General features: G+C 53.2%; 14 protein-coding genes. 11 read left to right on the top strand and 3 right to left on the bottom strand.

Features of this window, described 5'->3' with window-relative positions; genetic code table 11:
- Both B3M32_RS03530 and B3M32_RS03535 read left to right on the top strand, forming a co-directional pair.
- Positions 1-188 (top strand): hypothetical protein (locus B3M32_RS03530; RefSeq protein ID WP_290743623.1); only part of this gene is annotated, 188 nt, incomplete at its 5' end.
- Between the two features lie 15 nt (positions 189-203).
- A complete protein-coding gene (locus tag B3M32_RS03535) occupies positions 204-992 on the top strand; it encodes a ZIP family metal transporter (protein WP_163453088.1) in 789 nt (262 codons plus the stop codon).
- Positions 993-1,000: 8 nt separating this feature from the next.
- Here the strand turns inward: B3M32_RS03535 and feoB are convergent, their stop codons facing one another.
- Positions 1,001-3,049, bottom strand: a complete 2,049-nt coding sequence (gene feoB, locus B3M32_RS03540; RefSeq protein ID WP_290743624.1) for a ferrous iron transport protein B — start codon at positions 3,047-3,049, stop codon at positions 1,001-1,003.
- A 2-nt stretch (positions 3,050-3,051) separates the two neighbouring features.
- The gene (locus B3M32_RS03545) at positions 3,052-3,303 is read right to left on the bottom strand and encodes a FeoA family protein (RefSeq protein ID WP_254794573.1); all 252 of its coding nucleotides are present in this window, start codon (positions 3,301-3,303) and stop codon (positions 3,052-3,054) included.
- A 158-nt stretch (positions 3,304-3,461) separates the two neighbouring features.
- Between B3M32_RS03545 and B3M32_RS03550 the strand changes: the two genes are divergently transcribed.
- The 8 genes from B3M32_RS03550 (at position 3,462) to B3M32_RS03585 (ending at position 11,684) form a co-directional block, all read left to right on the top strand.
- Complete coding sequence (locus tag B3M32_RS03550; protein WP_290743625.1) at positions 3,462-5,837, top strand: efflux RND transporter permease subunit; 2,376 nt, start codon at positions 3,462-3,464, stop codon at positions 5,835-5,837.
- Between the two features lie 9 nt (positions 5,838-5,846).
- Positions 5,847-6,629, top strand: a complete 783-nt coding sequence (locus B3M32_RS03555; protein WP_233143047.1) for an outer membrane lipoprotein-sorting protein — start codon at positions 5,847-5,849, stop codon at positions 6,627-6,629.
- 119 nt (positions 6,630-6,748) lie between these two features.
- Entirely contained in the window at positions 6,749-7,960 is a 1,212-nt protein-coding gene (locus B3M32_RS03560) for a DUF1302 family protein (RefSeq protein WP_290743627.1), read from the top strand.
- A 9-nt stretch (positions 7,961-7,969) separates the two neighbouring features.
- Positions 7,970-8,686, top strand: coding sequence for an energy transducer TonB (locus tag B3M32_RS03565; protein WP_290743628.1), 717 nt, complete (start codon positions 7,970-7,972; stop codon positions 8,684-8,686).
- An 11-nt stretch (positions 8,687-8,697) separates the two neighbouring features.
- Positions 8,698-9,264 carry a MotA/TolQ/ExbB proton channel family protein gene (locus B3M32_RS03570; RefSeq protein WP_290743629.1) on the top strand — a complete coding sequence of 189 codons (567 nt, stop codon included), beginning with the start codon at positions 8,698-8,700 and terminating at the stop codon, positions 9,262-9,264.
- A complete protein-coding gene (locus B3M32_RS03575; RefSeq protein WP_073192239.1) occupies positions 9,265-9,660 on the top strand; it encodes an ExbD/TolR family protein in 396 nt (131 codons plus the stop codon).
- 21 nt (positions 9,661-9,681) lie between these two features.
- Positions 9,682-10,803, top strand: a complete 1,122-nt coding sequence (locus B3M32_RS03580; protein ID WP_290743630.1) for a cysteine desulfurase family protein — start codon at positions 9,682-9,684, stop codon at positions 10,801-10,803.
- A gap of 20 nt (positions 10,804-10,823) precedes the next feature.
- Positions 10,824-11,684 carry a tRNA 2-thiocytidine biosynthesis TtcA family protein gene (locus B3M32_RS03585; RefSeq protein WP_073054715.1) on the top strand — a complete coding sequence of 287 codons (861 nt, stop codon included), beginning with the start codon at positions 10,824-10,826 and terminating at the stop codon, positions 11,682-11,684.
- Between the two features lie 23 nt (positions 11,685-11,707).
- Here the strand turns inward: B3M32_RS03585 and B3M32_RS03590 are convergent, their stop codons facing one another.
- Positions 11,708-12,718, bottom strand: a complete 1,011-nt coding sequence (locus tag B3M32_RS03590) for a nickel/cobalt transporter (protein WP_290743632.1) — start codon at positions 12,716-12,718, stop codon at positions 11,708-11,710.
- 348 nt (positions 12,719-13,066) lie between these two features.
- On the opposite strand from B3M32_RS03590, the gene B3M32_RS03595 reads away from it, so the two are divergent.
- The coding region (locus tag B3M32_RS03595; RefSeq protein ID WP_414655169.1) for a glutamine synthetase III at positions 13,067-14,527 on the top strand (1,461 nt) is incomplete at its 3' end.

Consider the following 14,527-nt stretch of genomic DNA (forward strand, 5'->3'; position numbering starts at 1 on the left):
TCGGAAAGACCATGGGCATGACCACATTCATCCTTTGCGCGATGTTCTTCGTGTTCATCTTCAGCCCCATGGGGGCCCTCCACAACGTGGGCCTGCTCTCCATCGTGGGTCTCGGCGCCGCACTCCTTGCCGACTACACGCTCACCACCGCACTTGTTTACCTGTGCAAGCCGTATGAGAAAGGTTAATACTATCTTTATGGCATGAACGAGCCCATATTACAAATTGCCCAAGGTCTTGCCATCCCGTTTTTAGGGACGGTTCTCGGTGCCGCATGTGTTTTCTTTATGAAGAAGCAGATGGGGCAAAACCTCAAGCGGGGTCTACTCTCGTTTGCGGCGGGCGTCATGGTGGCGGCCTCCGTCTGGAGCCTACTTTTGCCCGCAATCAGCGCGAGCGAATCGATGGGCAAACTCGCTTTCATCCCAGCGACAGTCGGATTCTGGGCCGGCATCCTGTTCCTGTACATTTTGGATAAAATAACACCGCACTTGCATTTGGGTAGCGCCACGCCCGAAGGCCCCAAGGCAAAACTCAAGCGCACGACCATGCTTACGCTGGCGGTGACTTTGCACAACTTGCCCGAGGGCATGGCTGTCGGTATCGTTTTCGCAGGCTGGCTTTCGGGGAACGTGGCCATCACGCTTTCAGGTGCGTTCGCGCTTGCCATAGGCATTGCCATCCAGAATTTCCCTGAAGGGGCGGTGGTTTCGCTCCCGCTCCGTGCCGAAGGGGCTTCCCGCAAAAAAGCTTTTGCCCTGGGCGCACTCTCTGGAGCCGTAGAACCCGTAGGCGCGTTAATCACGCTGCTTGCGGCTGAGGCGCTTTCGCCGTTTATGCCCTACCTGCTCTCGCTTGCGGCAGGCGCCATGATTTATGTCGTCATCGAAGAAATGCTCCCCGAAGTCAGCGAAGGAGAGCATTTTGATGCCGGCACCATCCTTTTTGCTGTGGGCTTCACGCTCATGATGGTGCTCGACAGCGCACTATAAAATTTCACTTAGAAAATCAGCAATCCGATGTGGTAGCCGATAAAGGCGAGCCCGAGCGAAAGTGCCAAGTAGTAGCCCATGATGGTGGCTAGCCACTTGAACGAGCCTGCCTCGCGGTAGGTCGTGCCCATCGCCAGCACGCAGGGAACGTTGAACATCGATGCAAACAGGAATGCGAGTGCTTCGGGCTTGCTGATGGTACTTGCAAGCGCCTCGCCCAAGTTTTCGCTTGCCGCCACGCGGGTCACCAGCGAGAACGCCTCGCCGGTGTGGTTGAAGAGCGTACTCATAATGCCAAGCGAAGCTTCCTTACTGAACATGCCGCCCAGATAAGAGACGAACAGCTCCCAGCGCATGCCAAAGAACATCGTCACGGGCTCAATCGCATTGCCAATTTTGTACAGGAGTGTATTTTCCACATTCCCGTCGCCTGCGTAAGAGAGCGCCCAGAAAAGGGCCGCCACCATCAGGATCATCTTCAATGCTTTCTTGAAAATGCCCCAGGTGCTGCGCCCCACCATCGCAGCAATCATCTTCCAATGCGGCTTGTGATAAGGAGGCAATTCCATAATCATGCCCACGCGTTCATTCTGCGGGACAAGCTTTTTGCCGAACAGGCGTGAAGACAGGTAGAAGCTTGCAAAAATCAGCGCCACGTAACCGATGCCGAACAGCGGAGCCGCCGACCCGAAGAACGTCGACGCCAGAAACAGCACCACCGCCACCTTGCTCCCGCACGGAATCGCCCACAACAAAACGAGCGCAAGCAAGCGTTGCCCGCGGGTATCGAGCACGCGCGTGCCGCAAACCGCACCCGCCGTGCAGCCAATTCCGGAGAACAGCGGCATAATCGCCTTGCCCTGTAAGCCCAGGCGCGAAAGCCAGTTGTCGAACGCATACGAGAAACGCGCCATATAGCCGATTTCTTCAAGAATGCGGAACACGAAAATGATAGCGAAAATGAAACTTGTCATACAAATTGTAATACAAGTTCCACCGACGAGCACCAAGTTGATGAAAGAAATGACAACAGGCCAAACGCCAAGCGCATTGCCCGCGCGTTCTACGAGCGACTGCAATACAGGCTGCATTCCAAAACCGATTCCCATGCCCGGGAAAGCGAGAATCATGCACGCAATCAGCGAGACAACCATGATGCCGAACGCAAAGAACTTGCCCTTGATATGGTGCGTGGCGATGCGGTCCCACTTGCTAAAGACTTTCTCAATGGACTTGGGCGTCGCCGATTCACGCACAATCTTTGAAACCCAGCGATACTTGGCTTCACCAGTAAGAATTCCGCCGTCGCGCCCTTCGTCGCTATCGAGGATTGCATCAATCGCATTCTTCCTTGCGAACGGAAGCGATTCATTCACGATACCGCAAATGAGCTTGTCTTTTTCGAGAAGCTTTTCCGCAATCCAGATTCTTTCGCAAACGCCATATTCAAAATCGCCGAGGGCTGCTTCGATGCGGCTAATGATATCATCCGTTTTTTCGCCAAGCTCTCCCCCGCTAACGAGTTCCTCGCGCAGGCTCCCGCTATCCAGGCAAACAGGCGTCTTGATGGCCGAAACCATCTTCTTGAAAAATTCAGGATAACGTTCCGTTTCGGCCGCACTGAAGCCAAGCACCGGAACGCCGAGGCGCTTTTCAATCGCAGCCACGTCAATCTTCTTGCCCGCCGCTTCAGCCACATCCATCATGTTGAGCACCAGCATCACGGGCAAGCGAATGCCCACAAAATCAGCCAGCATGTAAAGGCTGCGTTCCAGCTGCGATGCATCTACCAGGATGCACACGAGGTCCGCCTTGCCGCTCTGAATGTAGTCGCGAGTCACGACCTCTTCTTCGGAGTTCGCCGAAAGCCCGTAACTGCCCGGAAGGTCGATTACTTTATATATCGTACCATCAAAAACAAATTCACCCTCGGCCTGCTCCACCGTTTTGCCGGGCCAGTTGCCCACACGCTGGTGAAGTCCCGTAAGGTTGTTAAAAAGCGTTGATTTACCGGAATTGGGTTGCCCGAGCAAGGCAATAGTCTTGATTTCGCTCATCTTTACGATTCTACCTTGACAAAAATCTGTGAACTTTCCTTGTGGTTGACAGCGATAACCGTATCGCGACAAAAAACGAGCACCGGCGAGCGCCCGTCATTCTTGAGAAGCGTAAAGGCGGAACCCGGCGTAAGCCCGATGGAAACAATTCTTGAAATAAAGCGGGAATCGCCCTCAATTTGGGCGACCGTCCCGCAACGATTCTCACCCATTTCGGCGAGACTCAAACGGTCAACAAATTCAGCGTTTTTCATGCGCCAAAATTAGCCGAAACCCGCACAAAAAACCGCTCCAAATGGACTTGCGATAATCCGGAAAGATTTGCAACCCATTCGGTTTTGAGCAAAACCATTTGGAGTAGAAATTTTAGGCTCATCTCTCTACTTTTTGCTCCGCAAAAAAAGAGGATACAATGAGCCTTCCAAAGATTAACATTGAAAGAATCAACGAGCGGTTCGGCCGTTTTGGCGAATTCTTGCTCAACCACCGAGCCATTTTGCTGGTGGCGTTTGTCGTTTTGCTTGCGGTTTCGATTGTGGGCATGAAAAAAATCTACGTCGAAGCCTCGTGGGACAGCTACTTTATCGAGGGCGACCCGATGCTTGTCGAAACGGACAAGTTCAAGGAAACTTTCGGTAACGACTATTTCGTGGGCGTGCTGGTCGAGAGCGACCATTCCATCTTGACGCCGGACAACCTGAAACTTTTACGCGAGCTTTCGAACGAACTGCGCGATAGCCTCTCGTATTCCGACGGCAAGGCGACTTCGATTGTCGATTTGGAATACATGCTCGGTACCGAAGAGGGCATGGAAATCACGCAGATTGTGCCCGAAGAAATCCCGACGGACGAGGCGGGGCTTGCCGAAATCGAAAAGCGTCTGGCTGACAAGCCGGAACTTGCAAAAAAACTGATTTCAACGGACCGCAAGCAGGCCTTCATCAACATCAAGCTGCGCCCCTTCCCCGAAGATTCCGTGTGGAAGGCCGAAGGCGAAGCGAAGGGTGAAAAGGCGGAAGCCCCTGACATGAAAACGGGTCGCGAAACGGCTGCAATCATCGCGAAGGAAAAGTATGCACCGCTGAATCCGCGCGCGACAGGCATGCCTTACTTGAGCTTCGAGAAGATGACCTACATCGGTCAGGAAATGGGCCGCATTTTCATCATGACCATTCTCTGCGCCATCATAGTGATGTTCATCGTGACGCGTTCGCTGCGCGGGATTGTCTCGCCGCTGATTACGACTTTTGCTGGCGTCATCATGACCTTCGGTCTGGTGGGTTACCTTGGCCTTTACATGGACGTAACCAACATCATGGTGCCCGTGATTTTGGCCTTTGCCGTCTCGATTGCATACAACATTCACATCAACTCGTTCTTCCGCAAGAACATGATGCTTACGGGCAAGCGCAAGGAATCGGTACTTTACGCCATGCGTGAAACGGGCTGGTCGGTGCTGTTCTCGGGCCTTACCACGATTGTCGCGTTGCTCAGTTTCCTTTCGGTGATGCTCAAGCCGATTCGTTCCGTGGGCATTCTTTCGTCGATTGCGATTGCGTTTATTCTTCTCGTGGCGCTGACGGTTTCGCCGATTCTCCTGAGTTTCGGTAAAGACAAGAAGCCGAACGCGAAGGTGCTTGAACGCGGCGACACGCGTATGGGAGTCATTCTCGATTCTATCGGCAAGTTCGTTCTCGGACACGGCAAGCCGATTGCGATTGTATTCGCCATCGTGACGTCAATTTCTGTTTTCGGGCTCACCAAGATAGAACCCGCCTTTGACGTGGAACGCACCATGGGCCGCAAGGTCGAATACGTGAACAAGATGCTCTACGTGGCAGAATCCGAAATCGGAAGTTTCTATTCGTACGACTTGGTGATTGACTTTGGTACAAACGACAAGGCCAAGGAAGTCGAGAACCTGAAAAAGTTGGAACAGTTGCAGGAATATGCCGGCAAGTACCCGCTCACCAAGCGCTCCACATCCATTCTTGATATCGTCAAGGATTTGGACCGCACGCTGAACGAAAACCGTCAGGAAAAATACGCCATTCCCGAAACTGAAGAAGAAGTCGCTCAGTTGCTTTTGCTCTACGAAAACGCGGGCGGCAGCGAAGCGAGCTACTGGATGGATTACGATTACAGGAAACTCCGCTTGATGATTGAAATTTCGAGCTACAACTCCAACAAACTCCAGAAGGAAATCGAGGACTTGCAGAATTTCGCACGCAAGCTTTACCCGGACGCAAAGGTGACTGCCGTGGGCAACTTGCCGCAGTTCACCGCCATGCAGCAGTACCTGGAAGTGGGCCAGATGACGTCGTTCCTGATTTCTGTGGTCATCGTGGCTGTCCTTTTGATGATTGTTTTCGGCAGCATCCGCACGGGCCTTATCGGCATGATTCCGAACATTGCGCCGGGCATTTTCGTGGGCGGCTACCTTGGACTCACGGACATTCCGCTTGACATGATGACGGCGACGCTTATCCCGATGATTATCGGCCTTTCTGTTGACGACACAATTCACTTTATCAACCACGGGCATGTGGAATTTGACCGCACCCACGATTACCGCGAATCGATTCTCAATGTGTTCCGCACGGCGGGCCCGGCACTCGTGATGACGACGATTATCATGGTGGCGACCTTCGCGGGCTTCACCACTTCTGCCGCAACGCAGATGTTCAACTTCGGCTTCGTGGTGTTCGTGGGCCTTGTCTCGGCATTGCTCGCCGACCTGTTCGTGACACCGCTTTTAATCAAGAAATTCAAGATTTTTGGAAAATAGGAGAAATTTATGAATATGAAATTCGCAAAAACAGCCGCGACAATTATTGTCGCATTGAGCGCCATGGTGAGCGCAGAAACTTTAACCGGCCGCGACATCGTGCAGAAGGTGCATGACCGCCCCGATGGCGACACCCGCAGTTCCGAACTTTCGATGACTCTCATCAACAAGAGCGGAGCCAAGCGCGAACGCAAGATTACCTCGTTTGCAATGGACGTGGGCAAAGATACCAAGCAGATCATGTTCTTCCGCTACCCCAACGACGTGAAGGGTACGGGATTCCTGACGGTCGATTACGACGACATCAACAAGGATGACGACAAGTGGCTTTATCTGCCCGCCATGAAAAAGACGCGCCGCATTAGCGGAAAGAGCTCCAAGACGGATTACTTCATGGGTTCCGACTTCACTTACGACGATGTGGGCCAGCGCAACATCGACGAAGACACGCACAAGCTCCTCCGCGAAGAAAAGGTGGACGGAATCGATTGTTGGGTGGTTGAATCCGTGCCGAAAAAGGGCGACGAAATCTTCTCGAAGAAAATTTCCTGGATCCGCAAGGATTGCCTGATTGCCGCCAAGGTGGAATACTATGACAAACTCGGCAAACTGCACCGCTCGCTGAAAGTTGAAAACGTGGTTCAGGTAGACGGATTCTGGTCTATCGCCAAGATGAGCATGGAAAACGTGCAGACCAACCACAAGACGCTCCTTGAATTCGGCGATATCAAGTTCAACATCCCGCTTGACGCAAAGACATTCACCGTGCCGCGCTTGGAACGAGGATTATAAGGAACTATCCCCACTTTTGTCATGCCCGCGAAGGCGGGCATCTCCCCTTTACAAAACATTTTTTAGTAGAAAAGGAGATTCCCGACCAAGTCGGGAATGACAAATTAAGGAGAAATAAAGTGACGAAGCAATCTCTAGCAGCATTGTTATTGGCGGCGACGACCGCTGTTGCCCAAGAAAGTCCGTTTCAATTCAACGGGTTCGTGGATACGTATCATGCGGTGCAGACAAAGCATCCGCACGACTTCACGACGTCGCGGACGCGCTTGCGTGCAGAACTCCGCGTGGATTACGAGAACGCCTACTTGTTCACCAGCCTGAACGGCGTGCACAACAGCATTCTCGAAGACCGCACCGGCGTGCAGTTGCAAGAGGCGTATTTCAACTACCAGAACGACTTTCTTGAAATTCGCGCGGGCCGCCAGATTGTGGTATGGGGCGTTGCCGACGGGCTTCGCGTTACCGACTTGATTTCGCCTGTTGATTACACCGAATTCATGTCGAGCGACTACGACGACATGCGCATGGCTGTCGACGGTTTCCGTATCAAGTACCCCGGCGAGCGCGTGAACGCCGAAATCGTTTACGTGCCCGTGCCGCGATACTTCCAAATGCCCATGCAAGAAGAAAACCCCTGGCGTCCTGAATTGCCCGAAAAAGCGAGCATCGATTTTCCGGATGGTCCCGATGCCAAATTCAAGAACGGAGATTTCGGAACGCGAGTTTCGTTCTTTCTCTCGAATCTGGATTTCTCCATTTCGGCACTCCATACACATAACCAGTCGCCCGTTACGGTCGCAGGCTACGACCCCGTCAAGGATTCCATTGTCATCCACGGCATTCACAAAACCATGACCATGATCGGTGGCGACATGTCGATGCCACTCGGGGAGTTCGTGCTGCGAGCTGAAATCGCAGAATACTTCGGTGAAGCGCTCGGTTATGCAAGCAATCTCGATTACGCCCGCAAGAATACCTTCAATGCGCTTGGTGGAATCGACTGGTACGCCGGCGACAACTGGACTTTCATGGTGCAGTATTTGCACAAGTACATCGCCGACTATTCGCATAACTTGGCTGCCGAAAAGAACAGTTCCGAAATGACGTTCCGCATTTCGAAGGAACTGCTGAACAACACGCTCAAGCTCTCGCTCTACGGAATGTTCGATATAGACAACCTTGCCTATTACGCGCGCGTTTCGGGCGATTACTCAGTTACTGACCAAGTGATGCTCTCGCTCGGTTACGACCACTTTGGCGGCAAACGCGGGCAACTCGCAGGCTACGACAAGAACCGCGAAATCTGGGCGAAAGCGAAGTATTACTTCTAATAAGACCTGATGAATTTTGAAATTGAACCGACATCGCGCCCGCGCAATCCCTATTCCGCATTCACGATGCGGCGCGTATTTTGCATTGGCATTGTCGTTGCCATTTTGCTGCACGTGGGCTTTTACGCCTGGGGATTCCTGAAGCGGACGCAGGTGGTTACCACCCGCGAAGATGCCGAGGTGATTCATGTGGAGCGCTTGTTGCTCCAACCACCTCCGCCCCCGCCCGAAGTCAAGAAAATCGTGAAGAAAGTGGTCCGCGCGAAAATTATCCCGAACATTGTGCAAGATACGGTGCCGGAACCTGAACCGGAACCAGAGCCGGAACCGATTGTGGTTACGGATGCCGAACCCGTCGTCGAAGCGCCTCCTGAACCTGTGGCACCGCCCCCACCGCCGCCACCTCCACCGAAACTCTCAAAGGATTCGCTGATGAAGGTGACAAAGGCCTACCTTATCGGGCTTTCCAAGGCATTCGAAAAGCAGAAGGACTACCCAGCGACAGCCCGTCGCTTAAAGCAAGAAGGCACCGTGCGTGTGCAGTTCACAGTCGCCAAAGACGGAAGCATCAGCGGAGCGACCGTCTCAAAACCGTGCCCCTATTCTTCTCTGAACGAAAGCGCGCTTGCCGCGGTGCAGGCCGTGCCAAAGTTCGACCCGATTCCAGCTGTACTTGGCAAGGACACATGGAAAATGGAGATTCCAATCAAGTATAACCTTCATTAAACAGGAACACAATGAACTACATCTTAGACTTTATCCAACAGGGCGGAATTATCGCCTACGTACTCGTGGCGATGAACTTCGTCGGTTATTCCATCATCGTATGGAAAATCATCTCGCTGATTCTTTTCAACAGAAGCATACGTAACCGCCTGCCATCCAAAATCCTGCATCGCGTAGTGACGCACAATACCGATCACCACATCATCATCGAAAGCATTCGCACCGAAATTGCGCTCGCCTTCTCGCCGTTACAGAAGGGTATGACTACGATTGAAAACATCGCGAGCATCTCTCCGCTGCTCGGCCTTTTGGGAACCGTTTTCGGCATCTTCAACGCCTTCAGCGTCATCGCTGTTTCGGGTCTTTCTGATGCGGGTGCGTTCGCTACAGGCATCAAACTTGCTCTCATTACGACGGTGATTGGCCTTGTGGTCGCCATTCCGCACGTCATTGCGTTCAACTACCTGAACGCCCGCATGGAATCCGAGCAGGACAATGTGGAAAACGACGTGCTTTTGCAGTTGGGTCGAATTCTCAAAGAAAAAGACCACATCCGTGCCGCAAACGAGGATGCATAAATGGCTAAGCGAACACGCCGAATCCGGCCCGACATGACGCCGCTGATTGACTGCGTCTTCTTGCTGCTCGTGTTTTTCCTGGTGACGTCCGTCTTCAAGCAGGACGAATCGGTACTCAAGCTCATCTTGCCCGAGACGCAGAGCGAAGTCAAGCGCGACACGCCCGAGGGCCTGTACATCGAACTTTCCGAAACGGAACTCGCCTTTAACGGACAGCGAGGCACGCCCGACGAACTCCGCGAAAAGGCAGCAACGGTGCAGAACAAGAAATCTCCTGTCGCCATCAAGATCGACAAGGGCACGACTTACGAGCGCATCGCCGTGATCCTCGATATTTTACAGGTGCAAAAGCTGTACAACATCCAGCTGATTAACGAGATGGAAGGCACAGAATAATTTTCTATCTTTACTTTCGCTATGCCCTACTTCGACTACACGGCAAACACCCCGGCAAGCGAAGAAGCCTTGCAACGATTCTGCGAAGTTGAACGCAGGTTTATTGGCAACGCCAATTCGAATCACGAAGCAGGGCATGCGGCAAAAGCATTTCTCGCCCAGGTGACCGATTCCATCGCGAAACTTTTGAGCGTAAACCCCGACGAAATCATTTACACCTCGGGCGCCAGCGAAAGCAACAACACCGCCATCCGCGGCATAGTCCAGGCCAAGCGCCATGTGGGCAAGCACATTATCACGAACCCGCTGGAACATTCCTCGGTAAGCGCCACGCTCACGGCCCTGCAAGAAGCGGGCTACGAAATCGAGATGGTAAAAATCGGTACCGACGGGAAAATCGACCTGGAAGACTTGAAGAGCCTGCTCCGCAAAGATACGGTACTCGTGACGGTGAACGCAGTCGATAGCGAACTCGGGACAGTGCAGCCGCTGGAATCTATCAGCAAGATTGTCCGCGAATTTCCGAACTGCAGCCTTCATGTGGATGCGACACAGACCATCGGGAAAACGCCTATAAACCTGAATTTGGCAGACACGGCAAGCATTGGCGCGCACAAGTTCTACGGGCTTTCGGGCAGCGGGCTTTTGTACAAGAAAAGCGGAATCGCCATGGAACCGCTCATTTACGGCGGAGCAAGCACCACCATTTACCGCAGCGGCACCCCGACACTCGCGTTGGACGCATCCCTCGAAACGGCACTGTCGCTTGCCGTGGAGCATTTCGAAGAACGATTTGCCCGAGTCAAGGAGCTGCGAAAGATTTTGCAAGAAAAACTCTGCGGCTATCCGAAAGTCCGCATCAATTCGCCCGCAGACGCTGTTCCGCACATTTTGAACCTGAGTGTCGCGGGAGTCCGCGGGAACATTTTCCAGAAAGCTCTTTCGGACAAAGGAATTTACGTGTCGGTCAAGTCCGCCTGCAGCGTAGATGCGCTCCCCTCCCGCGCCGTTTTTGCCGTCAGCCGCGACCGCAAAAACGCCTTGAACTCCTGGCGCATAAGCCTTTCGCACCTCACCACCGAAAAAGAAATCGACGAATTCATGGCCACATTCGACAGCTGCTACAAGGAACTTTGCAAATAAACGCAAAAAAGGTAATGAAAATGGCAAGAGAACTTTCATTTGTCCAAAGCGTAGAACGGAGCATTTCGAAAACATACCGCGAAAGGCTCTGGACACCGTTCATTACCGCCATCAAGAACTACAAGCTCATCGAAGAAGGCGACAAAATCGCCGTCTGCATCTCTGGCGGCAAGGATTCCATGCTCATGGCGAAGCTCATCCAGATGCTTCATCGCCACAGCGACGTGAAATTCGACGTAGAATACCTGGTGATGGACCCCGGTTACAACGAAATCAACCGCCAGAAAATCGAAAGCAACGCGAAGCTCCTGGAAATTCCCATCACCGTTTTCGAGACGAACATTTTCGACGTGGCAAACAACACCGAACGTTCCCCCTGCTACGTTTGCGCCAAGATGCGCCGCGGCCACCTCTACCACAAGGCAAAAGACCTAGGCTGCAACAAGATTGCGCTGGGTCACCACCTCTCCGACGTCATCGAGACCACCGTCATGGCGATGTTCTACGGCTCGCAACTGCAGGGCATGATGCCCAAACTCCACAGCCTGAATTTCGGCGGCATGGAACTCATCCGCCCTATGTATTGCATCAACGAGCAAGACATTATCAACTGGAAAAATTACAACGGGCTGCAGTTTATCCAGTGCGCCTGCCGCTTTACCGAAAGTTGCACTGTCTGTGACAACGGCGGTGGCGGTAGCAAGCGGCAAGAAATCAAGATGCTCATCAAGCGCCTCAAGCGCGAAAATCCAAATATCGAAAAAAGCATCTTCAACAGCCTCCACTCCGTCTGCATCGAAACATTCCCCGGTTACAAGGCCGGCGGTGAACTGCATTCGTTCTTGGAAGACTACGAAAATCGCGAACCGCAGAAAGGGTAATTTTTAACGGTTGTAGATGTTACCTACACCCTTCCCGCGAACTGGTTCGTAAACAGCAACAGTCCCGAAATAAAGATAATAGCACCACCTGCGAGAGTCGCGACGGTGTATATTTTTGTAGCGATACGGGTGTGGGCGCTCCCCTTGTCAATCCCCTTGCGGAAAGCGACGGCAGCAACACCGAAAGCTACGTTCGTAATCGTCATACCTATGCAAATGACAAGCGCTCCCAAGAGCGAAAGCGCCACCATGGAATTCAGCAGGCAGAAGAGCACAATCAACGCCACAGCCGGGCAGGGCACGATTCCCGTAACAGCGGCAACTCCGATAATTTCACGCCAGCGGGCAACCGGCGGGAGCACCCTGTTTTGCAAGGCTCCGGCCGCACCGGCTGGTTCCACGACAGCCCCCTCCACAGCATTAATCCGAGCGGCACATTCACTGTCCTTGTGTGACTTAATCACATCGCGAATTCCAAGCACCACCAGCAATACACCCGTAAGCATAATCAGCGCATAGCTCGCCCGTTCAATGCCAATACGACCCGTTTCGAACGCGTTAAACACGGTCGCCTTGAAAATTGCATACAAGATAAGCAACAATAACACGGCACTCATCGTGTGTGTCACGGTAATGCCAGCGCCAAGCGCAACGCCCTGCCGCCAACGGCCACGACGCGCAATAAAGTAACCGACCACAACCGACTTGCCATGTCCTGGACCAAGCGCATGCAACATGCCATATATAAGGCAAATGACAAGGAATTTCCAGATAGCGCTCCAGTCGCCGCTTTTCATTGCAGAAATTGCTGTCGTCAACTTTTCACGAAGATCCTTTTGCGTATCCGTGATAACAGTATAGAACGATTTAGATTCAGCAACCTCCGGCTTGGAAACGGCAAGTGCAGCTGGCGCAACAGCCTCCGTAGCGAAAGCATTGGAAGTCCCACCAATATCGAAACGTTTTTTCTTGACATCGGCAAAAACAGCCGTTGCAATCAAGAGAATCAATACAAAAATAAGCGACTTTTTCAAAAGCAACCTCTTTGATACAAGATAAAAAAATAACGGGCGAATCAGGAAAAAATCTCTTTTACAACATTTGTAAAATTTTTTGCCAGTATACATTTTTTGAAATACAACAATTTTTTGTAACAAGACAAGAATTGCCCATTTTAATCAGAATTTCGCAATTATTGATGTTGGCACGCATTTTGCATATGACAAAGCGGAAAAATTTCAAATTAGGAGATAATTGCCATGAGCAATGAATATAGAATGAAAGCAATCAAGGCCATCGCGGCAGAAAACGCCGGCGAGAACCTCCCCGCAGCACCCGCAAACATCGACTTCTACGGCGAAGACGTCTTCAACGCCGAGGCCATGCGCGCCTATCTTCCCAAGGACATTTGCAAGAAGCTCTTCGCCACCATCGACGGTGGCGCACCGCTCGACCCGAGTATCGCCGGCGAAGTCGCCCACGCCATGAAAAAGTGGGCTATCGACCGCGGCGCTACCCACTTTACCCACTGGTTCCAGCCCCTTACCGGTTCCACCGCCGAAAAGCACGACTCCTTCCTCGAACCCGAAGACGGCAAGGCCATTCTCGCCTTCAGCGGCAAGAACCTCATCGTCGGCGAACCGGACGCATCCTCTTTCCCGAGCGGAGGCCTCCGTTCTACTTTCGAAGCCCGCGGTTACACCGCCTGGGATCCGACCTCCCCCGCCTTCATCAAGCGCCACGGTAACGGCGCCACGCTCTGCATCCCGACCGCATTCTGTAGCTACACTGGCGAAGCCTTGGACAAGAAGACCCCGCTGCTCCGCTCCATTCAGGCCCTGCAGAAGTCCGCCGACCGCCTCATGAGCCTCTTTGGCGTCGCTCCGCAGAAGGTTACCGTCACCCTCGGCGCCGAACAGGAATACTTCCTGATCGACAAGCGCTTCTACCTGCAGCGCCCGGACCTCTACCAGGCGGGCCGTACACTGTTCGGTGCAGCACCTGCAAAGCACCAGCAGATGGAAGACCACTACTTCGGTAGCATTCCGGCACGCATTATCAACTTCATGAACGATGTGGAAAAGGAACTCTGGAAGCTCGGCATCCCGGCCAAGACCCGCCACAACGAAGTCGCCCCGGCCCAGTTCGAACTCGCCCCGATGTTCGAGGAAGTGAACCTCGCCTGCGACCACAACATGCAGATTATGGAAGTGCTCCGCCAGGTCGCAGACCGCCACGGCCTCGTCTGCCTGCTGCACGAAAAGCCGTTCGCCGGCATCAACGGTTCCGGCAAGCACAACAACTGGTCCGTGAACTACGGCAAGGTGAACCTGCTGAACCCGGGCAAGGACCCGCACCAGAACGCCATCTTCCTCACCACGCTCTGCGCTGTCATCTACGCCGTCGACACCCACGCCGACTTGCTCCGTATGGCTGTCGCCAGCGCCGGCAACGACCACCGTCTCGGTGCGAACGAAGCTCCTCCGGCAATCATCTCCATGTACCTTGGCGACCAGCTCGCCGACGTCATCGACCAGCTCGAAAAGGGTGACCCCAAGTCCAGCAAGCAGGCGGGCGCGCTCAAGCTCGGTTCCGATACGCTGCCGCCACTCCCGCGCGACGCGACCGACCGCAACAGAACTTCTCCGTTCGCCTTTACCGGCAACAAGTTTGAATTCCGCGCTCCGGGTTCTAGCCAGAGCTGCTCCGAACCGAACGTCATCCTCAACACGATTGTGGCCGAAGCCTTCGACCTCATCGCCGACAAGATGCAGAACGTCCCTGCCGACAAGTTCCACGAAGAACTGCAGAACCTGTTGCAGAAGATCGTGAAGGAACACAAG

The sequence above is a fragment of the Fibrobacter sp. UBA4309 genome (assembly GCF_002395745.1).
Classification (GTDB): Bacteria; Fibrobacterota; Fibrobacteria; order Fibrobacterales; family Fibrobacteraceae; genus Fibrobacter.